Source organism: Rheinheimera sp., from assembly GCF_037442525.1.
In the GTDB taxonomy this organism is placed as follows: Bacteria; Pseudomonadota; Gammaproteobacteria; order Enterobacterales; family Alteromonadaceae; genus Pararheinheimera.
On record NZ_JBBIQD010000003.1, the window covers coordinates 216,972 to 234,968 of the forward strand.

Sequence of the window (17,997 nt, forward strand, 5' to 3'; positions counted from 1 at the left end):
CATCCTGGACCGGACCAGTGTAAAGAAAAGCCTGCTGATGTCCAGCAGGCTTCTATGGATTAACGACCAACTGGCCGCGGTTTAAGGTAACAGGATGTGTAGCAGCACTGTGCCCCGGGCCGGAATAGTGAGCTGTGAGCCCAGCTGCACCGCCTGGCCGGTCAGCAGGTTGGTGGCTTTGGCCCCGGCAGGCATCAGCTCGGCAAAACGGCTTTGCTGCAACAAACTGTCGCTGCTGTTTTTATTAAAAAATACCCAGATTTGTTCCTTGTCGTTGTAACGGGCGTAACTGTAAACACCATCCAAGGGGCTGAAATGTTTCATCTTGCCCTGCTGCAACACCTGCTGTTGTTTTCGCAGATTGGCCAGCCGTTTCACCAGTTGCTGAGCCTGTTGCTGCTGCGCTGTTAAACCTTTACCGGTAAAGGCATTGCGATCATCCCCCGCCCAGCCGCCGGGGAAATCACTGCGCACCAGGCCATCGTCCCGTTGTTTCGGGCTTTTCGCCAGAATTTCGGTGCCGTAATACAGCTGCGGAATACGGGGTGACGTAAAGAGGTACACCAGCGCCATCCGGTACAGGTCAAGGTCATTGTCCAGCAGTGAAAACAGCCGTGCTGTGTCATGGTTGCCTTCAAACAACACCAGGTTAGTCGGGTCCGGGTACAGCACGTCATTGGCCAGCGCTTCATAAAGTTTTACCCAACCGGCATCCCAGCTTTCAGGCGCCGTTAATGCCCCCAGCAGCGCATAATAGAGCGGAAAATCCATCATGCTGGGGGTGTAGGACACATAGCCGTCAGGGTTCTGCTTGCCGCGTTGCCAGTACGACACCACCTGCGGGTTGGCGCTCCACTCTTCCCCAACAATATTGAAATTGGGGTACTCGGTCATCAGGCGTTTCGACCAGGCAGTTAAAAAGTGTTTGTCGGCGTACGGGTACGTGTCTTCCCGAATGCCGGATAAATCGGCATATTCCACCCACCAGACCGAGTTCTGGATCAGGTAAGTCGCCAGCAGCGGGTTGCGCTGGTTGAGATCGGGCATGCTGTCGACAAACCAGCCGTCGACAAAAGCTTTTTTATCGGCGTCCGACGCATAAGGGTCCTGCACCGTAGTGCGGGCATGGTTGGTTGGCTGGAAGCTGCCACCATAATTCAGCCAGTCGTTGGACGGTACATCCTTGACCCACCAGTGATCCACCCCAATATGGTTAACCACTATGTCCTGAATCACCCCTATGCCGTGCTTTTTGGCGGCGGCGACAAAGGCCTGGTAGCTGGCATTGCTGCCAAAACGCGGGTCGATTCTGTATAAATCCGTGGCGCCATAACCATGGTAGGAATAAGCCTCACTGTTATTTTCCACCAAAGGCTGTGGCCAGATTTGCGTGATACCGAGCTGCTGTAAATAAGGCAGCGCCTGCTGCATACCGGCAATATCACCGCCATGGCGGCCACCAGGGTTGCTTCTGTCCAGCCGGTCCGGCATGCCGGCCACACTGTCGTTGCCTGGGTCACCGTTGACAAAACGGTCTGGCGTAATCAGGTAAATGGTATCTTTCTGGCTGAAGCCCTGCCGCTCTGCTGAGCCTGCACGCCTTGGTAACAGGCGGTACTGATAACGGCTTTGCTCTTTGCCACTTCGCGAAAACACCAGATCAAACTGACCCGGCTGCACGTCGGCCGCCAGTTGCAAGTCGACAAACAGGTAGTTTGGGTTCGCTGTCTTCTGAATACCTGTAATGCGGACACCGGGGTAATTCAGGCTCACATCTGAATGCTGGATCCCTTTGCCATACACCATCAGCTGCAGGCTGGGTTCTTTCATGCCAGCCCACCAGAAGGCGGGTTCCAGCCGGTCTATAGTCGCAGCCCCGGCAGAGGCCGCCATCAGTGAAATACTTAGCCACAGAATCTGTTTCATCTTAGCTCCCTGTTGTCAGTTGCAGCTGATGCCGTGCTTGTTGCCAGTCGAATTTCAGCCATACCTTGTTGTTGGCTTTATCCCGGTAGAAGCCAAACGCCGCACCGTTCAGCGCAGTCTGATCTGGCAGCTCTGGCACTGCTTTGCCATCGAGCTGCACAGCCGCGGCCCGGCCAGCCTGATGCACCACCAGTGTCACAGTGCGCTGCTTCGGCATGCCGCTATAGCCCAGGCCAGTGCGGTCTAAATTCAGGTGTAACTGACCTTTGGCATAAGTGGCATTGAATTTCAGCAGCTCATACTGACCTTTGGCCAGGCTGTCTGGCGAGTGACCATCGTCTTCGAACATCTGTCCCTGTGCCTGACTGATGCTGTCGTCGTGGTAATAATGCAGCTCCAGCTGACGGCTGCTGTACTGGCTCAGGCTTTGCACGGCCGGCACCAAAGGCACAAAAGCACCGGCTTTAACCAGCACTGGCAAAGTGCTCAGGCTGGTCGGTTGCTCAATACTGCGGCCGCCTTCATAACGCTGGCCTGTGAAATAATCCAGCCAGACGCCTTTCGGCAGCTGCACTGTCACGGCTGTTACACCCGGTGCTGTGACAGGGGTTACTAAGAAGGCGTCACCCCAGAAGTAGCTGTCTTTATTCAGCATCAGCTGTGGCTGGCTTTCGTCCGCAAAAAACAACGGCCGCATCAGCGGTAAACCCAAAGTGGAATTCTGGTAGGCCAGGGTGTAATTGTACGCCGCCATCCGGTAACGCAGTTTGACAAAAGGCCGCAATAAATCCTGGGTGGTTTTGTCATGCAACACAGGCTCAGGCGCTATATGCTCCTGCGCATGAGGCCGGAACACCGGCTGAAACACGCCGTATTGCAACCAGCGCACATAGAGCTCCTGATCGAATTGCTCACCACCGGCAAAACCACCTAAATCTGAATGGGTGTAGCCCATGCCCAGCAGGCCCATTTGCAGCGCCAGTTCCACCTGAGGTTTTAAGCCGCCCCAGGAGCGGTCCACATCGCCAGTCCAGGGGATCATGCCGTAACGCTGCGACCCGGCAAAACCGGCACGCATCATTATCATCGGCCGCTGCTGTGGCTGCTGCTCCAAACGGTTCTGATACAACATGGCGGCCCATTGATGGCCATAGGCATTGTGAATTTCGTCGGCGGTGCCTATGGCGTGAATACTGTCGGACGGGTGCACTTCCGGCTCGCCTAAATCGCCCCACCAGCCGGCCACGCCGTCTTGCGCCAATTGGTTGTAAATGCCGTTAAACCAGGCCTGGCCCTCTTTGGAAAACACATCGACCAGGCCGGTATTGCCAAAGTAGAAATCAAAACGCTTGGGCTGCCCGGCCAGGTTTTTCGCCAGCGCATTGGCGGCTACCGCTTCATCCCAGCGTTTGGAGCTGCTCAGCACAAAAGGTTCGGTGATCAAAATGGTGTTAACGCCTTTGGCTTTGAAATCCGCAATCATTTGTTTCGGTTGCGGGAAGGCGTCTTTGTCCCAGGCCAGGTTGCCCATATGGCCCTGAATGTCTTTGCCAAACCAGTACAGGTCCAGCACCAGCGCGTCGAGCGGGAAATCTGCGTCATGGAATTTCTGCACTATGTCACGGCTTTGCTGTTCGGTACGGTAACCAAAACGCGAAGCAAAATTGCCCAAAGCCCAACGTGGCGGCAACGGCTGTTTGCCGGTGGTGTTGACATACTGCTGCATTAATTCAGGATAAGTGGGCGCCGCCATCACCAGGTAGGCCGTGCGGCCTGCCACTGCTTCAAACTGCAGCACCTCTTTTTCGCTGGCGCCTAAATCAAGAAAACCACTGGCGCTGTTGTCAAACACCAGCGCGTATTTTTTGCTGGAGATCACCGCAGGTAAACCAAAATACATCTGTTTGGTTTCGCCGTTGTAGCCGTAACTGGCTTTGTTGTAGAGCGGCAGGCGCTGGCCCCTTCTGTCCATACCAAGCACCCGCTCGCCGCCGCCCAGCAGTTTTTCGTCCGGCGTTAAGGCAAAACGAAAACCACGCAGGGTTTGATGGGCAAAATAACCGGCTTCTTCGGCCAGAATAAGCTCTGTCCCCCGGTAAAACTGCAACTGCAACGGTGATTTTTGCAGCCGCACCTGCAGCTGTTCAGTGCCAAACTGCAAGGCTGTGTTGTCCTCTTTCAGCTGGGCCGGCAAGGCCTGTTGTGGTTCCGCCAGGGCAAAAGACGGCAGCTGTTTGATGCCGGGCTCCTGGTAAAACACCTCCACCGCACCGCTGCTTTTAAAGCTGAGCTGCAACTGGTATTCATCGGTCTGCACCTGCAGCTTGTTTTGCTGCACCTGGTGGGACTGGTACTCGGCGGCGGCCGCCGACAATGGAACCGCCAGCCAAAGGAGCAGCACCCAACCAGAGCGGCTCATCAGATTCAGATTATTCATTGATTCTCCTGTCACAATACTCAGGTGTTTTTGGCCAGATGAGCCAGAAACTGCTGATGGCTGCCAAGACGTTCAGTGGTTTTTGCAAAGATCACTTTCAGATTCTGCAGCATATCCTGTAACTGCGCTTCCGATAGCGCATCGACCAGCGGATGGTGATCGGCCGGGATCAGTCCCTGCCCTATCATCACCTGCTGCCAGGCAATTTCGCTGAACAGTTCATCCTGCTCACGACACACCAGGCCAGACTGGGCGAACAGCTGCATTTTGCGTTGCAGACTGTCAGGCACGGCCATGTTCTGGCAGTCTCGCCAGAATTTACTGTCCTGCCGGCGGTTCAGCTTGTAATGCAGAATAATAAAGTCGCGGATTTGTTCGAATTCGGTTTTGGACTGCCGGTTGTACTCGGCTCTGTCTGTGTCATTGATACCCAGATGCGGAAAAAACTTCAGCAATCGCAGCACACCGGACTGGATCAGGTGAATGCTGGTGGATTCGAGCGGTTCCAGAAAACCGCTGGATAAACCAATGCTGACCACATTGCGCTGCCATTGCTGCAGGCGCCGCCCGGTGCGGAATTTAATCAGTCTGGGCTCGGCCAGTGCTTCGCTGTCCAGATTGCTCAGCAACAGCTGTTTGGCTTCTTCATCCGTACAGTATTTACTGGAATACACAAAGCCATTGCCGGTGCGGTGCTGCAGCGGAATGCGCCATTGCCAGCCGTTGGCATGGGCAATGGAACGGGTATAAGGCACTATGGGTTCGGTTCGGGCCGAAGGCACAGCCACAGCGCTGTCGGCTGGCAACCAGTGTGACCAGTCTTCAAAGCCTGTGTTCAGGGTTTTATCGATCAGCAGGCTGTGTAGACCACTGCAATCGAGAAATAAATCGCCTTCAATACGCTCGCCCGATGCGAGCACCAAGGCCTCTATATCGCCACTTTGCGGGTGCTGCTGCACAGACGCCACTTTGCCTTCAATGCGCTTTACGCCAACCGACTCGCTGTATTTACGTAAAAACCGGGCATAAAGGCCGGCGTCAAAATGGTAGGCATAGGTCAGGCCGCCCAGATTCACCCCGTCAATCCGTTCCAGTTTGCTGAATTTGTTCTGTAACGATGCCTGATAGTTCAGCGAAAAATCCCAATAACCATAACCCATGCCCAGTTGTTCGGACCGACGCCAGAAATGGTTGAAATGGCAAAACGGGAAATCTTTGCCCACTGTACCAAAGGCATGCATATAGCTGTCGCCCACAGCGCCCCAGTGTTCAAACTGGATGCCCAGCTTGATGCTGCCCATGGTTTCGCGCAGAAAGTCTTCTTCCTGCAAACCTAAAGCCGCGTTCAGGCTTTGAATAGGCGGTATGGTGGCCTCGCCCACACCGACAATGCCAATATCGTCCGATTCCACCAAAGTGATATCCAGCACCTTGCCGAGAATTTTGACTAACAAAGAGGCGGAGATCCAACCGGCGGTGCCGCCACCTAAAATCACTACTTTTTTTACTGGTTTCTGCTGCATCACTGCCTCTTCAGGTACCCGCTTTACGCCTTGTCACTACGCTAACATGGTCACGAAAAAAAACCCCAGTCAATGCCGGGGTTTTCTGCCGAAACAGCTGTTACATTTTGTAGCTGAAACCTAACAGGAAGGTTCTGCCGTACTGCTGGTAGTCACGTACACGGCCGTCCTGCAGCGAAACGAATGGCTCGTCGCTCAGGTTCTGACCTTGCAGGAATACCGACAGACCTTGCAGCTCAGTGAAACCACCTTCACCAAAGTCATAACCGACCTGGGCGTCCACAATGGTTTCACCTTTCACGTCAACCTGCTGGGTATTAAAGCCGATGCCGTAGACATCGCCTTTAAAGTCGCTGCGTTTACGCAGGCTGGCACGGGCCTGGAAGCCATTGTGGTCGTAGTAACCCGTCAGAGTCTGAACGGTATCTGACAGACCTGGCAGCGAGTAGGCATTGCCATTCTGATCCGTCACATCCTGAGACACGCGGCTGTGGCTGGCAATCAGACCAAAACCATCCAGCATAGGGCTGACGATGTTAAATGGCAGCGTGACAGACAGTTCATACCCATGCAGAGTACCGCCGCCGCCATTGACTTTACCTGAGCCTGTCGCACCTGAAGTAGCTGGAACTTCCCCAGTGCTTGGGTCGGCTACCCCTTCCAGCTCTAACTGATAAACCCCATCAAAAATCCACTGGTTCAGGTCCTTCCAGTAGTACGCCACAGAGAAATAACCTTCATCACTGAAGTAGTTTTCGTAGGTTAAATCCACACCGGTCGCTTCTTTTGGCTCCAGTAACGGGTTACCGCCACTGATAGCCCAGAAGTTGCCGTTGGCATCTGCAGTAGGATTGTAAGTTGCACTGACTGAAGAATGCATTTCATCCAGGCGGGCACGAGACAGCGTCTTGGCCGCACCTAAACGCACACTTTGATCTTCCGCGACGTCGAAGGTCAGGTTCAGGCTTGGTAACAGGTGTGAGTAGCTGTGGCTGACATCTGTTGGTGTAAACACCACTTGGCCATTGTCTGTGCTGTAAGCTGTACCCTGAGAGGACTGCTCTGTATCCAGATAACGCAGACCGAAGTTACCAGTCACAGGAATGCTGCCCAGTTCAGTTTCGAAATCGGCCTGTACAAAATAGGCCAGAATTTCTTCGTTAACAGTCCAGCTTTTCGCCGCGTGATCCGGGTTGGTCAGGCTTTCCTGGATCAGGTTGTAGTAACCGTCACGCACCAGACCACGGGAATCATAGGCAATCATGTCGCCCATACCGATAAAGTCCAGATTCACCGTACCTAAACGGTACTGCTCTGGCACAGAAACCATGGCAGGGAAGTCTTTTAAGGTCATGAAATAACCTTCAGACTTCTTCTGCTTTTCGCGGTCACGGTAAGAAATACCGTAGCTCATTTTGGTGAACATACCGGCATCTTCCAGCAACTGAGTGGCCGCCAGTTTAAAGCTGGTCAGTTCGTCACTGATTTCAGGCGCGTTGATAAAGCCGTCCTGAGCTGAGTTCTGGTAAATAGGGTCGCCATTAATGCCATAGGTGTTGTTCAGCACTGCGCTTGAACCCCAGCTGCGTGGACCCCCTAATTTCACCAGGTTAAAATCGCTGTAATCCAGAGTCGGCGTGAAAATAGCGCCATTGGTGCCATCCACTAAGCTGTAGCTAATGGTGTCGTAGGGGCCATTGAAGTCACCACGGCCATAACCTGAGTAGCTTTCCATACTCCAGATTTTACGGTCGACCTGCGAGTTCGACACATCGAATTCCAAAGACCAGTCATCGTTCAGGTTGTAATTCACGTTAAAACCAACAGCGGTCATTTCAGCAGAACGGTCTTCCGCGTCATTACGCACCACCAGTTTTTCGCCTGACTTACGGGCGCTGGTTACAAAGTTACCATCACGTTCCAGAATATCGACATTTAACGGGACGTTGCCAGGACCGTTATAACCCCAACGCATTGGGATCTCGATACCACGCAGAATTTTCTCATCGTTAAAATCCACGTATAAAGCATCAAAGGTCAGCTTCAGATCATCATTCGGAGCGGCTTCCAGCACGAAGAGTGCACTGTCACGCTCTAAGGTCGAAGAACGGACAAATGGCTTGGCCCCCCCCAACATCACAACATTCTCACCGTTTACTTCAGCGTCGTTAAAACCCCAGGCGTTCCAGCGTTTTTCCTGGTTAGGTGACGCCATAGTGGTGTACGCAAAGGCAATACCTACTTTGTCGTCGGCAAATTTGTCGATATAAGAAATAGTGCCACGGCCACCAGAGTCGTTACCATCCGGGTTCAGTTTGTCCAGACTGGTTTTCTCATACTGACCACTGAACTGCAGGGTGCGCTCACGACTCAGTGGCTTCACGGTTTGCATATCGATCACGCCGGCAATACCTTCAGCTTCCAGTGTGGCGTTTGGCGTTTTATAAACGGTGACACCGCTCATAATTTCAGACGGGTACAGATCGAATTCCACACCCCGGTTATCGCCGATAGAGACCTGTTCACGGCCATTGAAGGTAGTAGCGCTTTCGTTTTCACCAAAACCACGGATACTGACGCGGCTGGCGCGGCCATCCAGACGCTGGCTGGTTAAACCAGGCAAGCGTGAAATAGATTCCGCAATACTGGAGTCAGGTAACTTACCAATGTCTTCCGCAGAGATAGACTCCACCACGTTTGGTGAAAAACGTTTGGTGTTGATCGAATCGACCACTGAACGGCGGAAACCTTTAATCTCAATGACTTCTAACTGAGCTTCTTGTTTGGCTTTTTCTTTGGCAGACAGCTGCTTGTTATTTTGAGTGTCCGCAGCCTGATCAGCAGCGACAGCACCAGACATCAAGCCTGCGGTTGCCATAGCCACTGTTAACATACTTAATTTGAATTTATGCATGCCCTTATCCCCGGTTATGTTCTTTTGTGTGTCATCACAAACCAGCCCTGTTGGAGGCGTTTCTTTTGGTTCGTTCTGACTTATTAAACCCAAGTCTGTCTATCTTCAACATGAATACGTATTCAAACCCTAAGGCTTGTCACATTCTGGAGCAAACCACAAAAACACGCCCCAAATCAGTGCAAATTAATCAGAAAAACTTCTGATATCTTTAGAGTTTTTCCCTCCTCACTGCTGCATCATTCCTAAGCAAAACCTTAGCTCAGCGCGGTAGATTTTCCAGCCGTTTTTACCCGTTCCCTGACTCTTTGTATTTTTTCGCTTTGAGCCCCACATGCCTCAGACTGCCTGCCTGGCCGAATAAAAAAAGCCACTGAAGTCAGTGGCTTCAGTGGCTTTTCTGCTCAATCTACTTACAGCTTGAGCACTCTGATGCTGGGGGCTGCCGGGTCTGACGCATCCAGCTCAAAACTGTACTCACCGGCCTGTGCTGGCGTCACTTTCAGATTGCCGCCTTTGCTTTGCAATACTTTGCTCTCACCTGGCACAACCACAGCGTCGGATGAACCAAAATCGACCGTACTCCAGTCTTCCGACGCTATTTTGAAGTTATATTCCTTGGCTTCCATTGTGATGGTCGCTTTGTACAGGCCGCCACCAAACTGCATCGGATTGGTGGTACCCCAACCGTTCATATCGCCGCGGACAAAGACGGTGGTTTCACCATAAGGCGCGGGTTCAGACACTGTCAGAACCGGTGCGTCCGGATTGGAAGCATCCAGCCTGAACTGGTACATGCCTTTGGCTGCCAGGTTTAACTTCAGGTTAGATGCCCCCCGGCTCAGCGTTTTAGCCACCCCCAGAGAGACTTGTTGATCTGGGGAACCAAAGTCGACCGTGCTCCAGTTTTCTGATGCCACTTTAAATTCATAGTCGCCCGCATCCAGCTCCCTCACGATGCTGTACACCCCTTCACCGTCATAGCTGAAGGCGTCTTCCGTTCCCCAACCATTCATAGCACCACGCAGATAGACAGTGGTCAGCTGATAAGGCGGGATATCCGGTGCGCCCATAGTGGCATCAGCTTTTAAACCCGGCCCCTGCGCTCCTTGCTGAACTTTGACAAAAACTGCAGCACTGTAGGCTGGCACTGTGAAAGTGCCTTCGTTGCTGCCTGTCGCAAAACTGGCCAGTTGCATATCCGGATCCACCGATTGTTGCTGCACTGAATGCAGGCTAAAACCAGTTGCGGTGGGCACGGTGTGAGACTGCTCTGTTGCTGTGCCGTTAATCACTACCACCAATGCATCATAGGCCGGATCCAGGTCAGCCAGACCCTGACCATCATCTATGCTCATCACAATCAGGCCAGGCACAGTGGTTTTGCCAATATTGTGGAAGCCAACCCTGTCCATCACCTCTTGCCCTGTGGTCAGCCGGAACAAGGGGCTGCTTTTACGGATTTGCAGAAACTCCTGAAAAACCGACGTGGAAAATTCAATATCCGCCTGAGCTGCTTTTGTCGCCGGATTGGAGGCCACCGCCGCTATGGTCGTCCAGTTGCTCCTGTTGTCCTGCCCCAGTGGTAACCCCACATTCCAGTTATTGGTTTCTTTGCTGAAATCAACAAAGTTAAACCAGTCCCCTGCGTCATAGCTGTTCCTGTCCAGGGATTTGGAGCGTAACAGGTCATCCCCCATTTGCAGGAACGGAATGCCCTGACTCAGTAAAGGGATCGCCAGTGCGATGTTGTTCACCCGCACCCGGTTTTTCAGGCTCAGGTTCACGCCAGCGTTATGCAGTTCCAGTTGCAACTTGTCCCAAATGGCTTCGTTATCGTGTTTGGATACATAGTTGATAATGTCGGCCGGATCTGTCGCGTAACCGGCTGGCTGACCATTCCAGCTGATACCGGACGCTGTGCCTGTGTTGCCGCGATAATCTTTCAGCAGGAAGTCTTTTAAGGTACCGGCCAGGCCGATTTCGATATAGTTTTGTTGCTGCAGTTCAGCGGCTGTGCCTTTGCCGTTAAACAGTGCGGCGCTGCGCACCGCATCGCGGATCCTGTCATTAAAGGTGCCTACTTCGGTACCGGCCATATTGGCCTGACGGGCTTGTACAAAAAGCCGGTCATCCGCCACTTCACCAAAGTTCCAGCCTTCACCGTAAAAGTAGGTATCAGGGTCCACCGCTTTTACCGCGTCCCGCGCTGCCAGAATACCGGCTTTCGGGTGATGCCCCATGATGTCAAAACGGAAGCTGTCAAAACCGTATTCTTTCGCCAGCAGCACCAGTGAGTCTTTCACAAACTTGTCCATCATTTTGTGTTCGGTCGCGGTGTTTTCACAGCAGGTTGAACGCTCAATGCTGCCAGTGGTCGGGTTGTAACGGTGGAAATAACCAGGCACCACTTTATCAAACACTGAATTATCAAAGACACCGGATGAACTGGTATGGTTGTATACCACGTCCAGCACCACTCGCAGACCTATACTGTGCAGTGCCTGATTCATCGCACGCATCTCTTTGATCCGGCTGACACCGTCCGCGTTTGACGCATAACTGCCTTCAGGCACATTAAAATGCTGCGGATCATAACCCCAGTTAAAGCCGTCGGTGCCACGCATGGCCTCCACCAGCGCCTGAGCCCGTTCACCCGACGGCGCATACGACTTCAGCACATCGATAAGCGGCGTAGCGGCATTTTCTTCACTGCAAACCGCTGCAGTGGATTTGATTTTGCACAAAGCAGCCACAGTGTCGGTCAGCTCCACCCTTTTGCTGGCATCCTCGTTGACTGTGGCCATATCTGTGGCTGGCAGCAAATGAAAATGCGTCACGCCACTGTCGGCCAATGCTTTTAAATGCTGTACAGGGGCGCTCTGGCTTTCAGTAAAAGCCAGATATTTGCCGCGATTTGCCGCAGAGACGGAGTTATCGCGAATACTGAAATCCCGGATATGGCCTTCATAAATTACACTGTCTTCCGGGTTGGTGACTTCTGGCACCTCGTGACCATCCCAACCTGTTGGTTTCAGATCGGCATCGCTCAGGTTCACAAACTGACTGTAGCGACCGTTTAGTGCCAAACTGACGGAATAGGGATCGGTGGTTTCATAGGTTTCCACCTTCTTCGTGGCCGGGTGATACACAGTGATTTCAAAACGGTAGAACTGACGGTCCAGGCTGCTTTTCGCGCCAGTGTAGCTCCAGATCCCGCTGGCACTGTCCAGTGTCATCGCCTGAGTGGCCGTCAGTACTTTCTGTGCGTTATACACTTTTAACTTCACATCGCGGGCCGTTGGCGCCCACAGCGAGGTTTTAATGCTGCTGTCGTAGCTCAGCCCCAAAGTGGCTTCGTCAGCGTCATTTGGGCCTTTGGTGTAAAGATCATCCAGTACTCTGGCCACCTGAACATAGCTGGCTGCAGTCAGTGTGTTCTCTGCATCATAGGCAGCCAGCACCAGTTGGTTTTTCACCAGGTTTTTAACCTGATCAGCCGTCAGGTTATGGCGGTAGGCATGCCAGCTGCTTAAATGTGGCACCAGTGCCTGCTGTGCCTCGGTCAGTGCCGTTTCTTCCAGCAGCACCGCCTGACCATTAAGTTTGCTGTCAGTATCAATAGCCAGATCGGCTTTGTCGGAATAGTGCAGCTGCACCTTGGTGGCAATAGCCCTGTCGACATTCCACAGCAGCGTCCCGCTGTCCAGCCAGTGCGCCGCAGAATCGGCAATAGAAACGCCCAACGACAACAGCGGGTAGTCAAAAATGGAATTCACTCCAGAGAAGGTAAACGCCATGCGGGCAAATTTTTCGACCTCTTTTGGCCCCAGCGGCATTTTCTGGTCGCCACCGCCCATTTCTTTGCCTGCATCATCTGTACCTTTGTGAATAATAAAGTTACCGCAGGCACCTTCAGTACCGGCATAACCCGACTTCAACGCCAGTATCCAGTAGGCACCGTAGTTCGGATCCACCCCACTGATTTGCAGGCCATTGTCCCAGGATGGCGCTATCGAACTGTCCTGATACGCACTGCAGGCGTCATTGTTCCAGGTATGCAGCCGGTAGCCTTCATAATTGGCATCCGCTCTTTTGTAAAACAGAACGGCCTGGCTGCTGGTCGGGAACACCACCGGCTCCGGAGCATTGGGGTCAACCCCAACCACACAGCTTTCATTTTTTGCATCCGGCACCGTAGGGGCCGGGCATTTGATTGGCGGCGGGTCTATACAGGCAGTACCGGCCGCATTGGGAATTTGTGGGACGTTGCAGGTCAGCAGTTTGCTGCCACCTTCAACGGAATCGTCGCCACCACCGCCACAGGCGGACAGCAGCAAAGCGGCACAGCCAATCAGGCTGAGCTTCAGCAAGTGAGTGAGTTGTAACATTCTTTTCTACTCCAATTCGTTTTTTTCAGACCGGCAGTGCCAGGCCTGAAATGATCAGTGTCAGAACACGTAATTCGCACCCAGAAAATACTGCCGGCCAAAAAACTGGATAGTGCCGGTGTTGGTTGGGGTGCCGAAGTAGCTTTTGGTTGGTTCGTCCGTCAGGTTATTGACCTGAAACAACACACCAAACTGCTCGTTGATCTGATAAGAGGCCTGGTAATCCAGTACTGTTTCGCCGTCAAAATTGACTGTCTGAGCCTCAACAGCCACCTGCTCTGAAACAAACTTATCGCGGTAACGCGCACTGAGCCGGGTTTCAAAGCCTTGGTACTCCCAGAACAAGGTGGCTGTAGCGACATTTTTCGACAGGCCCGGCAAGGTGATATCGATGGTCTGGGCACCCAGACTGACCTGCTGCTGGATTTCACTTTCGGTGTAGGAGTAACTGCCACTGAAGCCTAAACCAGACCAGAATCCCGGCAGGAACTTAAATACCTGGGTGTATGCCAGCTCAGCACCACGGATATACCCCCCTTTGTCATTGTTGACGGCCGTGGTGTAATCACCGGGTTTGGTGCTGACGGGTGGCAAACCATCCGGGTTCCCTGGCTCTGTGCCCGGCACATAAGCCGGAATAGGGAAACCTGCAGCGGCAAAGTCAAAGTCGGTAATGGTGAAGGTATTGATAAAGGACTCAATATCCTTGTAGAACAAGGCGGCAACCAAAGCTCCGTTTGAATCCTCAAAATACTTCTCATAAGAAATGTCGTACTGAGTGGCGTAAAAAGGTTTTAAAAACGGGCTGTTGGCGCTGGAACCATTCACTTTACCGGTAATGTCGTCAATGGTGTAGCTGGTATTGGACGCCAGCCGGTCTATGGGCGGCCGTGACATGACTTTGGCCGCCGCAAAGCGAATTTGATCCGAATCGGTCAGTGCAAAGTTCAGGTTTAACGATGGCAGGTAGTCTGTGTATTTCTGTCCTATCACACCGGGCTTGTAGCGGGTATTCACCAGACCTGCGTCATCCATTATATTCTGGGCGCCCAAGGTGGCATCGCCGCCGACATCGGTCAGGTCCGTAGCCAACTGCTCTGTTTCCACCATACGCACCCCGACATTACCTGTGACAGGCAAGCCCAGCAATTCGGTGTCGATGTTGGCCATCAGGTAAGCCGACAGGACATTTTCATACACTTCCCCGCTTTGCAGCACAGACCAGGCCGTATCAGGCCCGCCGGATACCCGTTGCTCAGGCAGAATACCTGTATTGCCTGTCCCCCAGGTTTGCACCGGCTGCGGAATGCCCTGCGGGAACCAGGCATTCAGCGCTTTGTCCTGATCAATGGCCAGATAACCCGGAAAGTGACTGAAAGCCCCAGTGAAGTTCACCACTTTTACCATGTCCTGCGTCAGTTTCAGCGGCGGTTGAGACGACAGGAACATCCCATCAGAACCGTATTCAAAGACCGAACGATCATTGGAGTAATCCCGCTCGGAATAACGGACACCCGCTTCAAAAGAACTTAAGAAATCGTTGTCCAGGCGGTATTTTCCGTCCAGCTTATAGGCATTCACTTCGTCCTCATTCACATAAGGATAAATGCCGTATTTGCTGACCATTACCCTGTTGATATCGGTAAAAGCCCCCTCCTGATTAAAACCTACAGAGGGCAGATTCAGGCCATTCAGCAGGTAGCTGATCGACACATTGGAATCCACCACAGGCACAGTCGCATTGGCATCTTCTGCCACCAGAGACCATAGCAGGCCGTTGCGGAAATTACTTTTGGCAGCAGAATGGGAGATATCAAAATTCAGCGTCAGGTTGTCGGTGGCGTCAAAATCTGCATTGAAACCAAGGCTTACTACTTCGTCCTGGTCGGTGTTGTCGTCGTTGACCAGCTCGACCCGGGTATTGCCATTGGTTTTGCGGTTAATGGTGCCGCCCACCAGCATATTGTTTTCAATCACCGGGTTGCCGATCGCCGCATTGGCCCCATCAAACTTGACACGAAAACCGCGGGCAAAAGCGTCGGTATCAAACTTAGATAAAAAGGCGTCGGCTTTAAGTGTCAGTTTGTCCGACGGCACCCATTCCAGCGCCGCCATATAACCATTACGGGTTTCTTCTCCGCCACGGTGCTGCATTTCGAAACCTTCACTGATCAGCTCATTGGGCTCGGGTTCAGTCACGCCATCAATGTCAGCCTGTGCATTGTAAGCAAAACCAACAAATTGAGTGGAAACGCTTGGCTGAAACAACCGCGCATAACCAAAAGCCACCCCAAGGGTCTCGTCCAGAAACTTGCCCTGGTACGACAGGCTGAAGCGGTCGCCGTATTCATTGCCATCCGGAATTTCATCGGCGCGGTCATTAAACATGCCACGCAAATTCACAGTCACGTTATGTTGTTTTTTTGCGGCCAGCGGACTGGCTGTTTTCAGCTCCACTGTACCGGCCACCCCCCCTTCAATCAGCGAAGCTTTGGGTGATTTATACACAGCGGCCGAATTGATCAGCTCTGACGGGTATTGATCAAACTCAATATTACGTTGACCGCTGGTGGACACCTGCTCACGGCCATTCAGAGTGGAAAAGACAAAACCGCCGGCCATGCCACGAATATTGATCTCTGACGCCTGACCGCCGGTGCGCACCGCTGAAATACCGGGTAAACGTGTCAGGGCGTCGGCCATGGACACGTCAGGCAAGGCGCCTAAGTCGTCTGCAGAAATGGCCTCAACCACAGTGTCGGCAAAACGCTTGTCGTTTAAAGATTTAATCAGACTGGTCGAGAAGCCTTTGACTTCAATGACTTCTATTTGTTCTCTGGATTTTCTGCTGCTGTCAGCATCGGTGCTTTGCTGTTCTTGCAATTGCTGGTCTGCCTGTTCCGCACTGAGTACAGTGCTGAAACCGGCAGCAGCAAAAGCAAGCGTCAGTATACTGAGCTTGCGGTATGTCATGCCTGTTGTCCCCGTTGACTTGTTTTTATTCCGTTACTGCTGGAACTTTTATGTTGCTGGAATTCGGTTCCAAGCTTATTTATTAACCAGCACGGGTGGACCCACAACATGAATACGTATTCAGTGGTGCATCCGGGCCACCAAAGTAGTGCAGTGGCAACCGGGCGCACCAGAACAGCTCATTCAGACCTGATACATAGCCGCCTGCTGCTGCAACCGGCTGGCCAGTTGGGACAAGGAATTGCTGGCGTCGGCGCTGTGGGTGGCGCTGCGGCTCATATCCGCAATGCTGACACTGAACTCACTGATATTCTTATTAATATCTTCCGCCACTATGGTTTGTTGTTCCGTCGCTGCCGAGATTTGCACATTCATATCCACTATGGTTTCCACCGAGCCTTTAATTTCCTCCAGCACCGCCGCTGCCTGCATGGCGTTGTCGACACTTTCACCGGCATAACGGCCACTTTGTGCCATGGCACTGACCGCTTCCAGGGCGGATTGCTGCAGCGTGTCGATCATTTGTTTAATCGACTCAGTGGCTTTCTGGGTATTGGTCGCCAGGGTGCGGACTTCATCAGCCACCACAGCAAACCCCCTTCCGGCTTCACCGGCACGCGCCGCTTCAATGGCGGCGTTCAGCGCCAGCAGGTTGGTCTGACCGGCAATAGTCTGAATCACCGCCAGCACTGAGGTTATTTTTTCTGATTCCAGTTTCAACTGCTCAATCACACCGCTGGCCCCCTGCACCACAGTGGACAGCTGCTCAATCGACGCTTTGTTTTGCTGCACTTTCTGATAACCCGCCTGAGTGCGCTGATCAACACTGGTGGCCTGCTCTGAGGTCAGCAAGGCGCTGTTGGCCACTTCCTGTATGGCTGCTGACATCTGATTAATGGCGGTGGCGATCAGGTTCACCTGCTGCTCCTGCTCAAAGGCAGTGCCGCTGACCTGCTGACTGATTTGGCTCATTTGCTCAGAGGCAGCAGCCAGTTGAGCAACCGCATCCGCCAGCTCACTGAAAAACTGGTGTACCCGGCTGATCGTCTGGTTAAAAGCTGTGGCTGTCTGCGCTATTTCGTCCTGCCCCAGTACCTCGGCCCGGACGCGCAGATCCGATTTCTCGCCGACCACAGTAATGGCGTTTTGCAGGGCAGAGAGTGGATGATGAATAGAGCGGTAAATCAGGAAAGACAATAGGCCGAGCAGCAGAAACACCAGCAGTAAGGACGCCATAAACAGCTGGATAAAAAAGGCGTAACCTGCTTCCGCCTGCTCTTTAAACTTACCGGCCTCCTGCAGCTGGATATCAATCAGTCTGGCCAGTGTCAGACTGAGCGGATCGGCACTTTGATACAGCTCCCGGTTAAAGTTTTCTGCTGGTAAGCTAATAAGCTCTCCATTGCCCAGCTGGCTCTGGTAACCCTGCAGCTGACTGCGAAACTGGCGGATTTGCTCGCTGGCCTGAGTCGCCAGTTGCTTTTCCTCCGGCGTCAGCTCGGTCGCCAGGTACTGCTGCCACACCTGGTCGGCCAGTGCAATACTGGCGCTGAGTTCACGCTCTGCAGCGTCCGGCGTCAGTACTCCTCCTCTGGCCTTGTGCAATAAATCGACAGCGCTGACCGCATAGGCATCCGACACTTGCTTGATTTGCTTCAGCGGCACCACCCTGTCCAGATAAATACTGCTGGCTCCTGCACTCAGTACTTTCATTTCATACAACGAAATCAGACTGATCAGCACCAGCACCAATAAAGGCACACTGACCAGCACCAACAATCTGAGTTTGACAGAAAACGAATTTAACATAGCAACCTCTTTAACAAATCAGTA

7 protein-coding genes are annotated in these 17,997 nt (G+C 52.8%); all 7 read right to left on the reverse strand.

What is annotated here, in order from left to right; translation table 11 throughout:
- Window positions 1-81: 81 nt before the first annotated feature.
- The 7 genes from WKJ03_RS07380 to WKJ03_RS07410 all read right to left on the reverse strand — a co-directional run bounded on the left by WKJ03_RS07380 (window position 82) and on the right by WKJ03_RS07410 (window position 17,973).
- Window positions 82-1,926 carry a glycoside hydrolase family 13 protein gene (locus WKJ03_RS07380; protein ID WP_337841533.1) on the reverse strand — a complete coding sequence of 615 codons (1,845 nt, stop codon included), beginning with the start codon at window positions 1,924-1,926 and terminating at the stop codon, window positions 82-84.
- A gap of 1 nt (window position 1,927) precedes the next feature.
- Window positions 1,928-4,363: a TIM-barrel domain-containing protein gene (locus WKJ03_RS07385; RefSeq protein WP_337841534.1), complete on the reverse strand. Its 2,436-nt coding sequence runs from the start codon at window positions 4,361-4,363 to the stop codon at window positions 1,928-1,930.
- 20 nt (window positions 4,364-4,383) lie between these two features.
- A complete protein-coding gene (locus tag WKJ03_RS07390; RefSeq protein WP_337841535.1) occupies window positions 4,384-5,886 on the reverse strand; it encodes a tryptophan halogenase family protein in 1,503 nt (500 codons plus the stop codon).
- 100 nt (window positions 5,887-5,986) lie between these two features.
- Window positions 5,987-8,800: a TonB-dependent receptor gene (locus tag WKJ03_RS07395; RefSeq protein ID WP_337841536.1), complete on the reverse strand. Its 2,814-nt coding sequence runs from the start codon at window positions 8,798-8,800 to the stop codon at window positions 5,987-5,989.
- Between the two features lie 413 nt (window positions 8,801-9,213).
- Complete coding sequence (gene pulA / locus WKJ03_RS07400) at window positions 9,214-13,191, reverse strand: pullulanase-type alpha-1,6-glucosidase (RefSeq protein WP_337841537.1); 3,978 nt, start codon at window positions 13,189-13,191, stop codon at window positions 9,214-9,216.
- 60 nt (window positions 13,192-13,251) lie between these two features.
- On the reverse strand, window positions 13,252-16,164 hold the full coding sequence (locus WKJ03_RS07405; protein WP_337841538.1) for a TonB-dependent receptor: 2,913 nt from the start codon (window positions 16,162-16,164) through the stop codon (window positions 13,252-13,254).
- A 183-nt stretch (window positions 16,165-16,347) separates the two neighbouring features.
- Window positions 16,348-17,973 (reverse strand): HAMP domain-containing methyl-accepting chemotaxis protein, encoded by a 1,626-nt coding sequence (locus tag WKJ03_RS07410; RefSeq protein ID WP_337841539.1) that lies wholly within the window; start codon window positions 17,971-17,973, stop codon window positions 16,348-16,350.
- Window positions 17,974-17,997: the final 24 nt, after the last annotated feature.

Excerpts from the sequence above, each read along its gene's own strand:
- WKJ03_RS07395 (WP_337841536.1), bottom strand. The coding sequence starts at position 8,800 with ATGCATAAATTCAAATTAAGTATGTTAACAGTGGCTATGGCAACCGCA.
- WKJ03_RS07410 (WP_337841539.1), bottom strand. The coding sequence starts at position 17,973 with ATGTTAAATTCGTTTTCTGTCAAACTCAGATTGTTGGTGCTGGTCAGT.
- WKJ03_RS07380 (WP_337841533.1), bottom strand. The coding sequence starts at position 1,926 with ATGAAACAGATTCTGTGGCTAAGTATTTCACTGATGGCGGCCTCTGCC.
- WKJ03_RS07385 (WP_337841534.1), bottom strand. The coding sequence starts at position 4,363 with ATGAATAATCTGAATCTGATGAGCCGCTCTGGTTGGGTGCTGCTCCTT.
- WKJ03_RS07405 (WP_337841538.1), bottom strand. The coding sequence starts at position 16,164 with ATGACATACCGCAAGCTCAGTATACTGACGCTTGCTTTTGCTGCTGCC.
- WKJ03_RS07390 (WP_337841535.1), bottom strand. The coding sequence starts at position 5,886 with ATGCAGCAGAAACCAGTAAAAAAAGTAGTGATTTTAGGTGGCGGCACC.
- pulA (WP_337841537.1), bottom strand. The coding sequence starts at position 13,191 with ATGTTACAACTCACTCACTTGCTGAAGCTCAGCCTGATTGGCTGTGCC.